This window comes from Streptomyces sp. NPDC091371 (assembly GCF_040684275.1).
Lineage (GTDB): Bacteria > Actinomycetota > Actinomycetes > Streptomycetales > Streptomycetaceae > Streptomyces.
Map to the genome: position 1 here is coordinate 1 of NZ_JBFBFP010000034.1, position 15,146 is coordinate 15,146.

Below are 15,146 nucleotides of genomic sequence, written 5' to 3' on the forward strand. Positions count from 1 at the left end.
AGCTCGATCACTGAACCGATGCGGGGCACGTCGGCCCGGCCCTCGATCAGCTCGTGGCGTAGGTCTAACAGAGTCATTGGTGCAGTTAACACACCACTGCTGTGCTCCGATGGGCCGGTCCGCACTCTCGTGGACCTGGCCCTCGCACCCGAGCATCGGAGGGGCCACGGCGCCCTGTACTCCGGGCTGAACCGGGGCCGGATCGATGTCGCCCGGCTGCGGCGGGCCCTGGCCGGGGTGCCTCTGCCCAGGGCCGGGGACGGCCGCCTGGTGTTGGCGGTGGACGTATCCCCGTGGCTGCGGCCGGACGCTGATATGTGCTCGGACCGCTCCTTCTGCCATACCTTCGGCCGGGGCCTGGGCAAGCACCAGATGGTTCCCGGCTGGCCGTACTCGATCGTCGCTGCCCTGGAGACCGGCCGTACCTCGTGGACGGCATTGCTGGACGCGATCCGACTGGAGCCCGGCGCGGACCTGGCCGCCGTCACCGCCGACCAGGTCCGCGACGTCATCGAACGTCTCGTGGAAGCCGGCCAGTGGCGGCAGAGCGATCCTGATGTCTTGGTCGTCCTCGACGCAGGCTACGACGCACCCCGAATCGCCCACCTTTTGGTCGATCTTCCGGTCGAGGTGCTGGGTCGGCTCCGCTCGGACCGGGTGATGCGCAAGCCCGTCCCGGTGCCGTGGATCTGCCCGCCGCAAGGCGGCCGCCCGCCCAAGCACGGTGGCGAGTTCGTCTTCGGCCGACCCGAGACCTGGGGCGAGGTCACCGCGGTGACCGTCACCGACACCGACCGATACGGGACCGCTACCGCGCAGGCATGGGATCGACTGCACCCCCGGCTCACCCGGAGGGCGGCGTGGCTCGACCATGAGGGACCGTTGCCCGTCATCGAGGGCACCGTGATCCGGTTGACGGTCACGAAACTGCCCAGCGGCGGGGTGAACAAGCCCGTCTGGCTGTGGTGGTCGGGCACCGGCGCCGGCCCCGCCGACGTCGACCGGTGCTGGCAGGCGTTCCTCCGCCGCTTCGACGTGGAGCACACCTTCCGACTGCTCAAGCAGACTCTTGGCTGGACCAAGCCGAAGCTGCGGGACTCCGCGGCGGCAGACCGCTGGACCTGGCTCGTCCTGGCCGCACACGCTCAGCTCCGTCTCGCCCGCCCACTCGCTCAGGATCTACGTCGGCCATGGGAGCGGCCGGCGGAAGCGAACAGGCTCACCCCGGCTCGGGTCAGGCGGGGGTTCAGGAACCTGCGGGCGAAGACGGGCACACCAGCCGGTGCACCGAAACCCACCAGGCCCGGCCCCGGCCGCCCCCTGGGCTCGAAGAACCGCCGGCCCGCCACCCGCTACGACGTCGGACGAGTCCTCGCCACCGGCGAGTCCTACACCCGACCCGCACACCACAAGGTCGGCACCAAACCCCGCCGCAGCTCAGAACCAAGTACGGCAGCGTGAATCTCAGGGCCGACAGCATGGCAGTCGTGCGACGATTCGTCGGCCAACAGAGCCACGAGCGGGAACGAAGGACGATGGAATACATCAATCTAGATGCGCAGGTCGGCAACCTGTCAGGCGTCCTTTCTCCTGCTCGATACCTGGAGCACCTGCCGTCGTTGGCTGACGATCTGCCTGCCGGGGCCCGGGGATTCGCCACTGCGCCAGAGCACTACGACTTCTCCAGCAAGCGGTGTGTGAAGGATCTGGAGGTCCAGCACATCCGCGGCGTCGGAGCCGATGACCAGCAGATGGAGATCCAGTTCCGGCACAACTGCTGGAAGCACGACGAAGACCTGGTCATCCGCTACACAGGTGTCTCCAGCTTCGATGGCGGAAGCATCGAGGACAACGACTGGGCGACCGTCGGGACGGTCATCCTCGACGAGGTCCTGCCCCACCAGAACGGTTGCAGTCACGAGATCGCGTTCTGGAACGGCTCACTCACCGTCGTCTGCCGTGATCTCGTCGCGACCTGGACCGCGGCTGACTGCCCCGACAATTCATAGACCAGCAGGTCCTTCGCTCGCCTAGGTTAAACGGCAAGCACAGTGCCTGTTCCATATCCCCGTCGTTGCAGGTAGCAGCCTGATTTCAGGGAGACCCGCCGGGCGTACGGGAGCGCGGAAGAAGGCCAGCCCTATGCCCGCAAATCGAACACATGCTCTACTTAAGGTGTCCGTCGCACTCAGGAGCGCACCATGACCTCCTGACCCGTCTCACCGAAGTTTGGCGAGTCTCAGCGAAGTTTGACCGGCGTGGGTTTGTCTCATCGAAGTTTGACCGCCGGTTCAGAGGGCGTCGTCCTCGCCAGCGTTGGGGTTCTCGGAGAGGGCTTCCTGGGGTGGAGTGCCCGGGCCGGGGCTGTCGTCACGGGCGAAAATGCCCAGGCCATGGGTCGGCATGACGTGGGAGGATCCGGCTCGATCTACGGAGAGGTGGAGGGCATGGGGATCGACTACAGCTACGAGATCTTCGTTCCTGCTCGGAACGTCGCCCGTGCATTGACTGAGCTCGCCGAGCTGGCGCCGCGGACCGGTCGACGGCCGCGGGTCGCGGTCACCCTGCCCGGCGGTGACCAGGTGGTCCTTCCGTTCACCTCGCACTTCAAGAGCGAGCCGGTCGACTGCTCGACGAGCAGCACACTGGACCTCGACACCACGATCATGTTCGGCGTCGACGACGACGCGATGCGCGAGCTCTCCGAGAGCCACGACTGGAAACGCGACGAGCGCGGGAGGCTGGCGATCGGGTATATCTACCTCACGGTCAGGTTCGCATCCTGGTGGCACCCCGGCTACGCGTCACTGGACTTCACTGCGGCCGCAACGGGCATGAGCCTGGCGTTCGAGCGGTCCGCGAACATCCGCGGGGTGTTCACCAGTCTCACAGCCGCCAGTGGTGGGGTGTGCTGCGTGCTCGACACCGAGGGTGCCACCCGGCTGATCTGCTGGCTGAACGGTGAGCCGATGCAGGAGACAGTCCCCGGACCCCGATTCGCCGGCTACTCCGATCTGGCGGCGACTTGGCCTGCCCAGGACCAGTGACAAAGCAGGGCCCCGGGCCAGACGGAGGCCAGGATATGGATGACCTCGGTGGCCCAGGAGGCGGTCAAACTTCGGTGAGACCGGTCAAAGTTCGTTGAGACAGGTCACCTCCCCCACCCCCACCCCCTCCGCCAGACCGCAGCCCGTCACCTGGGCACCGTCGCAGACGGGTCCGTGCGCAAAATGCCACGTTCCGACCGCGCGTTACGGGTCCCCGGCGAACCCGCTTTGCGCGGCCTGCCGGGCCGCCCGAGAGCAGTCCGCGCGCCCCTGACCGTGGCCGATTCCGCACCACCGCCCGCCCCAATAACCCTGCTCCTCCCGGACGGGCAGCAGATCGAGCGGGTCAGGCTCTACGAACGCCAACAGCTCGACTCCGGGCTGTGGATGTACCACATCGGCGTGCCCCTGTGGCGGACAGCCGAAATCAGGATGAATTGCATCGGACGCAACATTCGGGACGCTACCGGTACCCGTGTCCGGGCTGGTCGTGCGTGGGTGGTGGATGTGACCTGCCCGGTCACTCACAGGGATGACCTGGGGCGGGAACGGCAGATTTCACATTGTTACGGTTGATACAACGCCTTCGTGGCTGATGATGCGCCGGGGTCGGCGCGGCTCCTACTGGCTCGGAACGTGGTCCATCTGGATCCGGCGCCAGCTGTCTACCAGGCGATGAAAGAGGGGTGGGCTAGACAGCAGTCGGCCCGCTTCCTGAGGGAAGGGACGATCGGGCCGCATCTGCGGGTGATCGAGCGGCTGTACAGCTTTACCGGCTTGTATCCGTGGCAGTGGACGCCAGCGGACGGCGAGGCGTTCATCGCGGATCTGCGCGGTGGGCCGACGCCGATTCAGATGTCGACCGCCCGCGGCTACGAGGTGATGATCACTCTGTTCACGGAGTACCTCCTCGATGGCCGCTACGGCTGGGTGGAGCTGTGTGCGGAGCGGTTCGGGGAGGTGCCACAAGCGGTCTTCCATGAGGGGAACTCTGTTCTTCACACGGTCGAGTACGAGGGTGATCCACGGCGTCGGCCGCTCACCTACGACGAGATCCAGGCCCTCTTCGATGCCGCGGACGCGCGGCCGGGGAAGATCCGGGGGCAGGGCCGCAAGGGCGCACTGACCGCGCTGCGGGATGCAGCGTGCTTGAAGACGATTTACGCCTTCGGAACGCGGCGTACGGAGTCGTCCCGGGTGGATCTGGTGGACCTGCGACGCAATCGCAAGGCCCCGGTGTACGGGGGTTTCGGCTGCCTGATGGTTCGGTTCGGGAAGTCTTCGAAGGGGGCGCCGCCCAAGCGGCGCACGGTACTGACGGTTCCGGAGATGGACTGGGTCGTTGACGTGCTGGGCGACTACCTGTCCGATGTGCGGCCGCTGCTGTCGCCGGGGAAGCATCCGGCGCTTTGGGTGTCCGAGCGGGCCGGCCGGCTTGCACCCCGTTCGATCAATGAGGCGTTCGTGGCCGCCCGCGAGGATGCCGGGCTTGACCAGGCGCTGGATCTGCACTGCCTGCGGCACAGCTACATCACGCACCTGACGGAGTTCGGCTATCCGGCCCGGTTCATGCAAGAGCAGGTCGGTCACTCGCACGCGGCGACGACCTCGATCTACATGGGTGTCTCGAACGAGTACCGCAACGCGCTGCTGGAGGCGTCGATGAGGAACCGGCTGGGCCAGGACTGGGATGTGGTGTCGTGATCAAGAAGATGGGCTACCAGTGGCATCTGCGGCGGCTGATGGCCGAGAAGGAGATGTACCAGACGTCGGATCTGGTGCCGCTGCTCGCCGAGCGCGGCATCACGCTCTCGCGTGAGCAGGTCTACCGGCTGGTGACCCACCCGCCGCAGCGGATGAGCATGGACACCCTGGTCGCCTTGTGCGACATCCTCGACTGCACGCCGAACGATCTGATCAAGCCGGAGGTCGTCAACGCCCAGGTCCGCAAGACCGCCGACGGCAGCACAGGCCCGACACCCATCGCCCCGCGGCGGACAGTGATCCGCCGCCCTGGCCAGCCATGACCTATGCAACGCCGGCCCAGCGCCGCGTACGCGAGGAACTCCTCCGTGCCCGCGGCCAGGTGGTGGCCTTCCTCACAGCCAAGGTGGGCCCGGCGCTGGACGCCGCCACGGCCCAGCTGCTGGTGGAGCAGGCAAAGGGGTGGGGGCCAAAGCCAGTCCGGGACCTCGCTCAGCACTTCCACGACCACCCCAACGCCTTGACCGCTCCCACGCGCGATTCCCCGGTTGCTCTAGTGCGGTTGCTGCACCTGCTCGACGCCGCCGGCCACCACGAGGCGGTGGCCAAGCTGGCCTGCGCCCTATGTGGCCGCACCAACCCGCTACCGCTGGAGCAGTCCGAGCTCGGGAGGTGCTGCGGATGGTGCCTGGCCCGTACCCGGTTTCGAACCTGCGCCCGGTGCGGAGGCGTCGATCAGATCGTCACCCGCCTCGGAGACGGGCCGATCTGCCGCCACTGCTACCGCAAGGACCCCCTTGTGGTGGAGGAATGCGCACGCTGCCACCATGTGCGTGCACCTGCCTCCCGAGGCCCCGACGGCCGTGCCCTGTGCTGCACCTGCACGCCCCGGCCGCTCCAGCAATGCTCCGGCTGCGGCAGATCGAAGAAGGTCAACGCCCACACACCCGAAGGCCCGGTCTGCGGTGCGTGCTACGAGAGCCCGGCCCGGCTGTGCGGGCTATGCGGAAAGATCCGCCCGATCCAGGCACGCGCCACTGACGATCAGCCCGACATCTGCGTCGACTGCTACCGCGGCCCCATAGGACAATGCAGCATCTGCGGACGGCTCCGCCACGGCGGGAACGTCAGCCAGCGCGGCGGCGCCTTCCACTGCCGCTCCTGCTGGCCCCGACCCGTCCGCGAGTGCGCAATCTGCCACAAACCCGGCCGGACCCAGGCCGTCTGGCCCCTCGGCCCCGTCTGCAACCACTGCTACCAACACCGCCGCAAAACACCCCAGCCCTGCTCCGCCTGCGCGAACTCCCGCATCATCATCGGCACCATGCCGGACGGCGGCGGACTGTGTGCTGCCTGCTGCGGCCGAGACAACCCCGCCGCCCGATGCCGGACCTGCCACACCCCCGGGGATCTCACCGAAGCTGGACTCTGCCCCCGCTGCGCACTCGCCGACCGCGTACGCGACCTGCTGAGCACCGAGGACGGAGTGATACCCGCCCAGCTCGTGCCACTGACGGAAGTACTGACCGGGGCAGCCAACCCCTATCCGGTTCTGACCTGGCTCCACCGCAGCCGCGCCGCCCGGATCCTGGCCGATCTCGCCGAAGAACCCGCGGAGATCACCCACAGCCTGCTCGACGGCCTGCCACAGAACTCGCCAACCCGCCATGTCCGCGGCCTACTGGTCGCCGCAGGCGTCCTGCCCCGCCGCAACGAACACCTCGCCCACCTCGAACGCTGGATCGCCCACAGCATGCCCGGGCTGCCACCCCACCAGACCACGATCATCCGGCCGTTCGCCGAATGGTGCATTCTTCGCGACGCCCGCCGGCGTGCCGCCCGCGACCGCTACAGCCTCTCGGCCTCCAAGAGCGACATCCAGGAGATCCGCACCACCATCACCTTCCTGGCCTGGCTCGACGACAACGGCCTCGTCCTCGGCAGCACGACCCAGGCCGACTTCGAGGTCTGGCTCACCGCCCACCCCACCTTGCGCAAGCCGCTGACCTCCTTCATCCACTGGGCCACCAGCAGACGCCTGACCACCGCTCTCACCCTCCCGCCCCGGCCCCGCACGTTCGCCGGCACCTTCCTCAACGAAGACCAGTACACCCACCAACTGCGCCGCTGCCTGAACGACGACAGCCTCCCGCCCGAGGTCCGGATCATCGGAGCCCTGACCCTGCTGTACGCCCTGTCCCTCAACCGGATCACCGAACTCACCACTGACCGCTACCACTGCGACGCCCAGGGAGCCTTCCTCACCCTCGGCCAGCACCCGGTACTGCTACCGCCCCGGCTCGCGCGGCTGATCGAAGAGCAGATCACTGACCCGAACGCGCGGCTGTTCCGCCGCCAGCTCGACGACGGAACCCACTACCTCCTGCCCGGACAGGCCCCAGGCAGACCACGCAACCCGCTCGGCGCCGGCAACTTGATGCGTCTGCACGGCCTGCCCGTCCGCCCCGCCCGCAACACCGCCGTGATCGAAGCCGTCACCGACATGCCGCCCACCGTGGTCGCCGACCTCTTCGGCCTCTACCCGGACACCGCCACCCGCTGGGCCACGTACGCCAACGACAACTGGGCCCACTACCTCGCGGCGCGCCCGCCACATGATTGAGCCGGGCAATCCACGTCCCCAACGGCATACCGGTTCCGGAGCGCAGCTCGGCCCCAGCACGCCGTAGGTGTACGTGCTGGGGCGGCCGCGCGGAGCAATGCCGAGGCCAGGGGTGGTCTCAGCGGGCCGTATCGCCTCGTGGTGCGGACGGTCGGGGGTGGGTTTCATACATCCGCACCGCGACGACAAGGCCGGAGGCAGCGGTGAGGGCGGCGACGGTCCAGATGGCTGCGGTCAGCCCGTATGCGGCGGCGATGGCTCCGGCGAGGAGGGCGCCGACGGCGAAGCCGCCGTCGCGCCAGAGGCGGTAGACGCCGACCGCGCGGGCGCGCCAGGCGGGGTGGGCGACGTCGCCGATGACGGCGAGGAGGGTCGGGTAGACGAGGGCGGTGCCGATGCCGAGGAGGACTTGGGCTGTGGCCCAGACGGGGAAGGTGGTGCCGCTGGCGACCAGGGCGATGGCGGCGGCCTGGAGGAGCATGCCGGCGGTGATGAGGTGTTTGCGGCCGACGCGGTCGGACCACCAGCCGGTGAGGAGCTGGCCGGCGCCCCAGACCGCGGGGTAGATGGCGGCGAGGACGCCGATCTGTGCGATGGACAGGCCCTGGGCGGCGAAGAGCAGGGGGAAGATGCCCCAGGCGAGGGCGTCGTTGAGGTTGTTGACCATGCCCGCCTGGCTCGCGGCGGACAGGGCCTTGTCGGTGAAGCTAGTGCGGCGGGTGATCTGGGCGGTTGTCAGGGCCGATTCGGCGGTGGACTGCACGGGGTGGAGGGCTGCTTCGGCGCGGGCGTGTTCGCGGGTCTCGCGGATGAGGAGGGTGGACATGCCAAGGCCGAGGGCGGCGTAGGCGGCGCCGAGGAGGAACGGTTCGGGGCGCAGGCCATAGTGGGAGGCGATGGCTCCGGTGGCCAGGGAGGTGGCTGCGACCGCGACGTACCCGGCGGCTTCGTTGAAGCCCATGGCAAGGCCGCGGCGTTCGGGACCTGCGAGGTCGATCTTCATGATGACGGTGGTGGACCAGGTCAGGCCCTGGGAGGCGCCGAGGAGGATGTTCGCGGCGACGATCCAGCCCCAGGTCGGGCCCCAGGCCAGCATCGCGGGCACGGGCAGGGCGATCAGCCAGCCCGCGATGAGGACGGGCTTGCGGCCGTAGCGGTCCGAGAGGGTGCCCGCGAAGAAGTTGACGGCCGCCTTCGTGGCGCCGAAGGCCAGGATGTAGGTCAGCGCGAACGCGGACGCGGCCAGGTGGAATACCTGGTCGGCGAGCAGGGGCAGGACGACGCGTTCCTGGCCGAGCATGCCGCCGACGAGCGCGTTGACGGCGACGAGCAGGGTGAACTGGGCGAGGTTGGCGCGCAGCCCGAGCCGGATACCGGTGTGGCCGGCGGTCGGGTGCGCGGGGGCGGGAGTGTTCACTCGCCCTCCTCGAGCGCGTTGCCGGTCGCTTCGGCCCAGTCGCCGGGGCCGCCGTCGAGGACGGCGAGGTTCCGGTGTCCGGCTCGCTGGAGGAGGCTGGCGGCGGTCATGGCGCGTTCGCCGTGCCCACATGCGACGACTGCCCCGGGCGGAGCCTCGTCCGTGCGGGTGTGGAGGTCGCCGAGTTCGATGCCGATGGCGCCCGGGATGTGGCCGGCGGTGTGCTCGGCCTTCTGCCGGATGTCCAGGACCGGCCGCCCGGCGATCCGGTCGGCGGAGACGAGGTCGATCGTCTCCTGTGCACCGCCCTGGGCGGTCCAGGCGTCCATGCCGCCGTCCAGGAATCCGGCCAGTCGTTCGTAGCCGATCTTCAATGCCTGCCAGGTGATCTCGGCCAGGTCCTGGCCGGGGGCGGTGACGAAGATCAGGGGGGCGTCGTCGGGCAGCAGCCAGCCCAGCCAGGTGGCGAACTGGTCCCGCAGCGGGATCGAGATCGCACCGGGAATGTGACCAGCGGCGAAGTCGGCCACCGGGCGTACGTCGATGAGCTGCGCACCGTCGGCGAGCAGGGTCCGTACGCGCTGGGTGTCAAGTGCGGGCAGGAGCGGGGCGCCAGCCAGGACGGCGGGGCCGCGGCGGTTCAGTTCGCCGAGCCGGTCGAAGTAGGCGGGGTAGGAGCCGAGGCTGCCCAGCAGTTGCGCGACGAAGGTGTCCTCGTCGGGTGCGGCCAGCAGGGGGTTGGCGTGCTTCTGGGCGCCGATGGTGGTGGTGCGCTCGGCCCCGGGCGGGGCGGAGCAGAAGGACCCGGCGCCGTGGGTGGGCCACACCGCCACGGCATCGGGCAGGCGGGCCAGACGCTTCAGTGAGTGGTACTGGGCGCGGGCCAGCTCCTGCGCGCGGTCGGCGCCGAGGAGGTCGGTGCGGGCGGCGGAACCGACGATCAGCGAGCCGCCGGTGAACACGCCGAGCTCCCGGTCCCCGTCGAGGAGGAGGAAGGAGAGGTGCTCGTCGGTGTGGCCGGGCGTGGCCAGCGCCCGCAGCGTCAGGCCGCCGAGGTCGACCTCGTCGCCGTCTCCGAGGCCGCGGTGGGCGAAGGCCCGCATCCCGGCCGTGGAGGCGAGTACGGCGGCGCCGTCGTCGTGGGCGAGCTGGGCGGCGCCGGAGAGGAAGTCGGCGTGCAGGTGGGTGTCGGCCGCGAACGCAACCCGCAACCCGCGCTGCTTGGCCGCGGCGTGCAGGGCGCGCAGGTCCCGGGCGGCGTCGACGGCCAGGGCCCGGCCGTCGCCGAGGTCGACGAGGTAGGCGCTGTTGCCCAGGCCGTGGTCGACCAGCGGTATGAGGTGATCGTCGGCGAAGCCCATGGGGTCCTCCAGGTGTCGGGGTAGGTGCCGGGTCGCTTCAGCACCCGCCCTCATTTACAATATTCCATGGATCTATGGAGGATGCCATGGGAGACCCTGAGCGCAAGACCGCGCTGTACGACGCCTTCGCCCGCACGGGCAAGGCACTGAGCAGCGGCAAGCGCCTGGAGCTGCTCGATCTGCTGGCCCAGGGCGAGCGCACCGTCGACGCCCTCGCCAAGACCGCCGGCCTCAACCTGACCACCGCCTCCGCCCACCTGCAGACCCTCAAGCAGGCTGGGCTCGTCGCCACCCGCCGCGACGGCGTACGGATCCACTACCGCCTCGCCGGTGACGACGTCGCCGCGCTCTACGCCCTCCTGCGCAACGTCGCCCAGGCCCACCAGGACGCCGTCGAGCCCGCCCGCACGGCCTACCTCGGCACCGACCACGCCGAAGAGGTCAGCCGCGAGGACCTCATCACCCGCGCGCAGTCCGGCGAAATCGTGGTCCTCGACGTCCGCCCCGCGGAGGAGTACGCCGCCGGCCACATCCCCGGCGCCCTCTCCATCCCCGTCACCGAACTCGCCGACCGCATCAGCGAGCTCCCCGCAGACACGGAAGTCGTCGCGTACTGCCGGGGCGCCTACTGCGTCCTGGCCTACGACGCCGTACGCCTGCTGCACGACCGCGGCCGCAAAGCGGTCCGCCTCACCGACGGCATGCTGGAATGGCGCCTGGCAGAGCTGCCCGTGGACACGGAGAGCGCCGCATGAGCCTCACCCACCCCGCCCTGGGCGGCGGGCCTATCTACCTCGACTACAACGCCACCACGCCCATCGATCCCCGAGTCGCCGAGGCGGCACTCCCCTACCTCGGCGCCTGGTTCGGCAACCCCTCCAGCACGCACGCCTACGCATCCGAACCGAAGCAGGCCCTGGAGCGGGCCCGTGGCCAAGTTGCCGCGCTGATCGGCGCCGATCCGGGGGAGATCGTGTTCACCGGCTCCGGATCGGAGGCCGACAACCTCGCCATCCGAGGCGCCGTACTGGCAGCCCGCACCCCCCGCCCCCACATCGTCACGCAGACCACCGAACACCCCGCCGTCCTGGAGACCTGCCGCGCGCTGGAACGCCTCCACGGCGTTAACGTCACCTACCTCCCGGTCGACCACGAAGGCCGAGTCCACCCGGAGACCCTGGCCGCCGCCCTCACCGAGCACACCGTGCTCGTCTCCGTCATGGCGGCCAACAACGAGACCGGCGCCCTCCAGCCGATCACGGAACTGGCCCGGATCACCCGGGCCCACGGCGCGCTCTTCCACTGCGACGCGGCCCAGGCCACCGGCAAGATCCGCATGAACGTCGCCGAGCTGGGCGTAGACCTGCTGACCGTCGTCGGCCACAAGATGTACGCGCCCAAGGGCATCGCCGCCCTCTACATCCGCACCGGCATCCCCCTCGAACCCCTCGTCTACGGAGGCGGCCAAGAGAACGGGCTGCGCGCCGGCACCGAAAACGTCGCCCTCGCCGTCGCCCTCGGCACCGCCGCCCACCTCGCTGCCGACGAGCTCGCGGCAGGAGAAGACCGGCGCATCACCGAACTGCGCGACCTCCTCCACGCGCAACTGGCCCAAGCCCTGCCGGGCAGGGTCCATCTCAACGGCCCCGCCCAGACCCGCCTGCCCAACACCCTGAACATCAGCATCACCGGCACGCGGGGGCATGAACTCCTCGCCGCCATCCCCCACCTCGCTGCCTCCACCGGATCCGCCTGCCACAGCGGCGAGCAAACCTCCTCACCCGTACTGCGAGCGATGGGCCTGAACGAAGAACGAGGCCTCTCCGCCCTGCGACTCTCACTGGGGCGTTGGAGCACCCCCGAGGAAGTCGATCAGGCCACGCAGCTCATCGCTGCCGCAAGTCCAGCCTTCAGCACCTGACACACGAGAGGCTCGCTGACGGCAACATGCCGACCTCACCGAGCCCAGCTGCCTGCCCGGAATTGCGCAGGGTCGAAATACCGCCTCTCCACCAGTCAGGCGGCGGCGCCGAGGCTGCCGAATACAGCACGTGGGTCACCGCCGCGCAGCTGCGCCCGATCCCCGGCGTGAGCCTGGACGGCGTGCCCGCCCACCCCCGCCAGGGCGCCACGGCGCCGGTGCGGTGGTCGTGGCTGCTCGACGGCCGCACCCACCAGCGGCCCGCCACCGTTCACGCCGCCGGCTGCCGGCTCGCCACCGGACGCGCAACGCCCCTGGGCACGATGCAGGCACTCGACGCGCTCGCGCGGCCCGGTACGACCGCGTGCACCGGGTGCGACGCAGCCGAAGCGCTGTTGCCGATCCTTCGCCACGGCCAGGACGACGTCCCCGGATCCGACCGAAGGCATGGGTGAGCCCCTGCCGGGTCGGCTTCCGGCAGGGGCTACAGGGAGCGGGCTGGCGGTGGATCACCACGCACTGCTCGCCCGGCCGTCAGCCCGGTGCTTTGGAGGTCGGCGGCACCACCATGGTGCCCATCCAGTCCTCGCTAAGGCTGATGTTGCTGATCCGGGCAAGGCCTGCGGTGGGGACCGCCTCGGCAATGTCGTTCGGCTCGACATAGCCTTCTCGGCCTGCCTTGGGGGTGAGGACCCAGATGACGCCGGCTTCGGTGAGCGACCCTGTCGCGTCCATGAGGCCGTCGACCAGGTCGCCATCGGCGTCTCGCCACCATAGGAGAACTACGTCCACCGCTTCGGCGGCCTCCCCGTCCAGGAGCGGGCGCCCAGTCCGCTTCTCCACCGAGGCGCGAATGTTGCTGTCGGCGTCCTCATCCCATCCCAGTTCCTGTACCACCATCTGGGGCTCGATGCGGAGCGCGTCCGCGATACCGGCCGTGCCCGTTTCTCCAGCTGTTGCCACCCTTCCATCTCCTTCTCGTCAGGCGCCATGGTCTGAAAGGACCAGGCCCAGGTTCAGCGCGCCGCACCCGCGCCGCACCCTCAACCCACAGTTGTTCACCCAGGCGATACCAAGACCGGATGCCGACGGACGAGGGGATCAAAAGACAGGTACTTCAGACGACGGGTGATCCGGTGTAGTCGTGGCGCCCGTAGCCGCGGCCGTCACCATGCCAGTCCAGGAACAGCACCGCATCGGCCAGAGCGCCGGGGCCGGCCGGACAACGTCCGCCTGGACGACCCTTTGCTGATCGAATGGCGCGGCGGCGGCCCGGCCGTCTGGAGCCCCGACCCCGGAAAGTCTTGAGAGCAGCAGTGCGGGCCGCCACCCCTCGGAGACGCTGACTCTGTCGGGGATCTTGGTGTCGTCTGCTCAGTCTCTGGCGGACCGCCAGGACCTCGGCCGGGTGATTCCGTGCTGGTCCAGGAAGTTCTGGAAGGCGGTGGGCGGCCGGGATGGGGGTGTTTCTCCGGTCGGCGGCCGTCGGCTGAGGCGCTCGATGTTTGCGGCGATGGCTGTGAACACGTGCTGTAGGTGGGCTTTGTGCTGTCCCCGGTAGCGGCAGCGGCGCATGCCGTGTCCGTGAGCGAGCTCGTTGATGGTGCCTTCCACTCCGGAGCGGACCGCATAGCGGGCCCGCCATCCGGGTGTCTGTTGCTCGGCGCGGACGCGGAGTTGCAGGTCACGGAGTTCTCGCGGGGGAAAGCCCACGGTTCGGGCGCTGTCGGTGGTGGTCGTGCAGCGGGTGCGGACCGGGCAGGGGCGGCACTGGCTCTTGGTGAACCGTGCCACGATCAGAGGTGCCGCTGTGGGTGAGGAGGTCGGATAGGGGCCGTGCCATCCCGCGCTGGTCTCGCCCTGCGGGCAGGTGACCTGCCGGCGGTCGAAGTCGATGTGGAAGTCGTCGCGGCCGAAGCCGTCGTTCTTGCGGTGCTGGCGGGTGGAGTTGACCGGCAGTGGCCCGGTGACCGTGACCTGGTGTTCGCGGGCTGCCTGTTCCAGATGGACCAGGGAGGTGTAGCCGCCGTCGACCAGATGCTCGGCGGGCAGCAGCCCGCGGCGCTTGAGCCGGGTATGGATGCCGGGCATAGCCTTCGCGTCGTAGCCGGTGGCGTCGGTCGTGGCCACATCTGTGATCACGTTGACGCCGTCAGGATCACAGGTCTCGGTGAGATGCGCGACGAACCCCTTCCAACGGATGACGTGACCGCGGCGCGCGTAGCGGGCCGTCGGATCGTAGGGCGAGACGACCGCAGCCGACGAAGGAGGTAGCCCGCCGTCCTCCGCAGTGCGCCAGCGCAGGCGGCCGGCCCCGTCGCGGTAGTAGTTCTGCACCATGATCTGCCGAAGGGCCTGGACCCGGGGACCGGACAGGCGATCCGCCCCGTACTGCCCGAGGCGCTCGATCAGCCGGACGGCGTCACTCCCAGTGGCGAGGATCCTGGTCTTGGGGCGGGTGGGATTCTTGCCCAGGCGGACCGGGCGGCCGTAGCGGCGCCCCCATTCCTCGTCGACCAGGCCGGCCAGCAGGTGCGGAGCCATGCCGGCCAGCTCTTCCAGCGCGGCGCGGACGGCTTCGGTGACCAGTTCCAGCCGGGTCAGGTCGCGCACCGCGGCCAGGACGTGGGTGGAGTCCGTGCGCTGGGTGGTGCGCTCGCGGACGAGACCGGCCTCCTGCAGGCGCGCGAGCGCGAGGTCGAGGAGACGGTCGGCTCGGCCGCCCTCGGTGAGACGGTCGCGGAAGTCGGCCAGCACGCTGTGGTGGAAGCCGGGATCGTCCAGTTCCATGGCCAGCGCGTACTTGAAATCGATGCGGCATCGAACCGCCTCGGCCGCCTGCCGGTCCGACAGACCGAGCAGGAACTGCAGCACACAGACGGTGGCCAGCTGGGCGGGCGAGAGACCCGGGCGGCCGTCGCGCGGATACCAGTCGGCGAAGTCCTCGTCACGCCACAGCCCGCCCAGGTGGTCTCTCACCCACATCGCCGTCGTACCGCCCGGGTTGCTCGCGCGCGCCATCCGCGCGGTCAGAGAAGGGACTTGCTCACCAGAACGGGCACGGAGCGACAAC

12 protein-coding genes and 1 pseudogene are annotated in these 15,146 nt (G+C 69.5%); 9 read left to right on the plus strand and 4 right to left on the minus strand.

The features are described from left to right. Window positions 1-96: 96 nt before the first annotated feature. From AB0O21_RS28770 to AB0O21_RS28795, 6 genes and pseudogenes are all read left to right on the plus strand, one after another. A pseudogene (locus tag AB0O21_RS28770) lies at window positions 97-1,461 on the plus strand (NF041680 family putative transposase); the annotation flags it as partial. A 26-nt stretch (window positions 1,462-1,487) separates the two neighbouring features. Next, window positions 1,488-2,009, plus strand: a complete 522-nt coding sequence (locus AB0O21_RS28775) for a hypothetical protein (RefSeq protein WP_365175733.1) — start codon at window positions 1,488-1,490, stop codon at window positions 2,007-2,009. A gap of 438 nt (window positions 2,010-2,447) precedes the next feature. After that, complete coding sequence (locus tag AB0O21_RS28780; protein ID WP_365175735.1) at window positions 2,448-3,047, plus strand: hypothetical protein; 600 nt, start codon at window positions 2,448-2,450, stop codon at window positions 3,045-3,047. A gap of 675 nt (window positions 3,048-3,722) precedes the next feature. Continuing rightward, window positions 3,723-4,751, plus strand: a complete 1,029-nt coding sequence (locus tag AB0O21_RS28785; protein ID WP_365175818.1) for a tyrosine-type recombinase/integrase — start codon at window positions 3,723-3,725, stop codon at window positions 4,749-4,751. Further along, window positions 4,748-5,074: a helix-turn-helix transcriptional regulator gene (locus tag AB0O21_RS28790; protein WP_365175737.1), complete on the plus strand. Its 327-nt coding sequence runs from the start codon at window positions 4,748-4,750 to the stop codon at window positions 5,072-5,074. The genes AB0O21_RS28785 and AB0O21_RS28790 overlap by 4 nt, the downstream gene beginning before the upstream one ends. Then, the gene (locus tag AB0O21_RS28795) at window positions 5,071-7,374 is read left to right on the plus strand and encodes an XRE family transcriptional regulator (protein ID WP_365175739.1); all 2,304 of its coding nucleotides are present in this window, start codon (window positions 5,071-5,073) and stop codon (window positions 7,372-7,374) included. Before AB0O21_RS28790 ends, AB0O21_RS28795 begins: the two co-directional genes overlap by 4 nt. A 118-nt stretch (window positions 7,375-7,492) precedes the next feature. Here AB0O21_RS28795 and AB0O21_RS28800 read toward each other — a convergent pair whose 3' ends face one another. Continuing rightward, window positions 7,493-8,791, minus strand: coding sequence for an MFS transporter (locus tag AB0O21_RS28800; protein ID WP_365175741.1), 1,299 nt, complete (start codon window positions 8,789-8,791; stop codon window positions 7,493-7,495). Beyond that, window positions 8,788-10,152, minus strand: a complete 1,365-nt coding sequence (locus AB0O21_RS28805; protein WP_365175743.1) for a rhodanese-like domain-containing protein — start codon at window positions 10,150-10,152, stop codon at window positions 8,788-8,790. The genes AB0O21_RS28800 and AB0O21_RS28805 overlap by 4 nt, the downstream gene beginning before the upstream one ends. Window positions 10,153-10,238: 86 nt before the next feature. Here AB0O21_RS28805 and AB0O21_RS28810 point away from each other — a divergent pair, with 86 nt between their 5' ends. From AB0O21_RS28810 to AB0O21_RS28820, 3 genes are all read left to right on the plus strand, one after another. After that, entirely contained in the window at window positions 10,239-10,907 is a 669-nt protein-coding gene (locus AB0O21_RS28810) for a metalloregulator ArsR/SmtB family transcription factor (RefSeq protein WP_365175745.1), read from the plus strand. Then, window positions 10,904-12,073 carry a cysteine desulfurase family protein gene (locus AB0O21_RS28815; RefSeq protein WP_365175747.1) on the plus strand — a complete coding sequence of 390 codons (1,170 nt, stop codon included), beginning with the start codon at window positions 10,904-10,906 and terminating at the stop codon, window positions 12,071-12,073. The genes AB0O21_RS28810 and AB0O21_RS28815 overlap by 4 nt, the downstream gene beginning before the upstream one ends. A gap of 167 nt (window positions 12,074-12,240) precedes the next feature. After that, window positions 12,241-12,528 (plus strand): DUF6233 domain-containing protein, encoded by a 288-nt coding sequence (locus AB0O21_RS28820; protein ID WP_365175749.1) that lies wholly within the window; start codon window positions 12,241-12,243, stop codon window positions 12,526-12,528. A gap of 79 nt (window positions 12,529-12,607) precedes the next feature. Here AB0O21_RS28820 and AB0O21_RS28825 read toward each other — a convergent pair whose 3' ends face one another. Both AB0O21_RS28825 and AB0O21_RS28830 read right to left on the minus strand, forming a co-directional pair. Next, window positions 12,608-13,036 carry a DUF3052 domain-containing protein gene (locus AB0O21_RS28825; RefSeq protein WP_365175751.1) on the minus strand — a complete coding sequence of 143 codons (429 nt, stop codon included), beginning with the start codon at window positions 13,034-13,036 and terminating at the stop codon, window positions 12,608-12,610. A gap of 411 nt (window positions 13,037-13,447) precedes the next feature. Next, the gene (locus AB0O21_RS28830; protein ID WP_365175820.1) at window positions 13,448-15,058 is read right to left on the minus strand and encodes an IS1182 family transposase; all 1,611 of its coding nucleotides are present in this window, start codon (window positions 15,056-15,058) and stop codon (window positions 13,448-13,450) included. Window positions 15,059-15,146 lie beyond the last annotated feature (88 nt).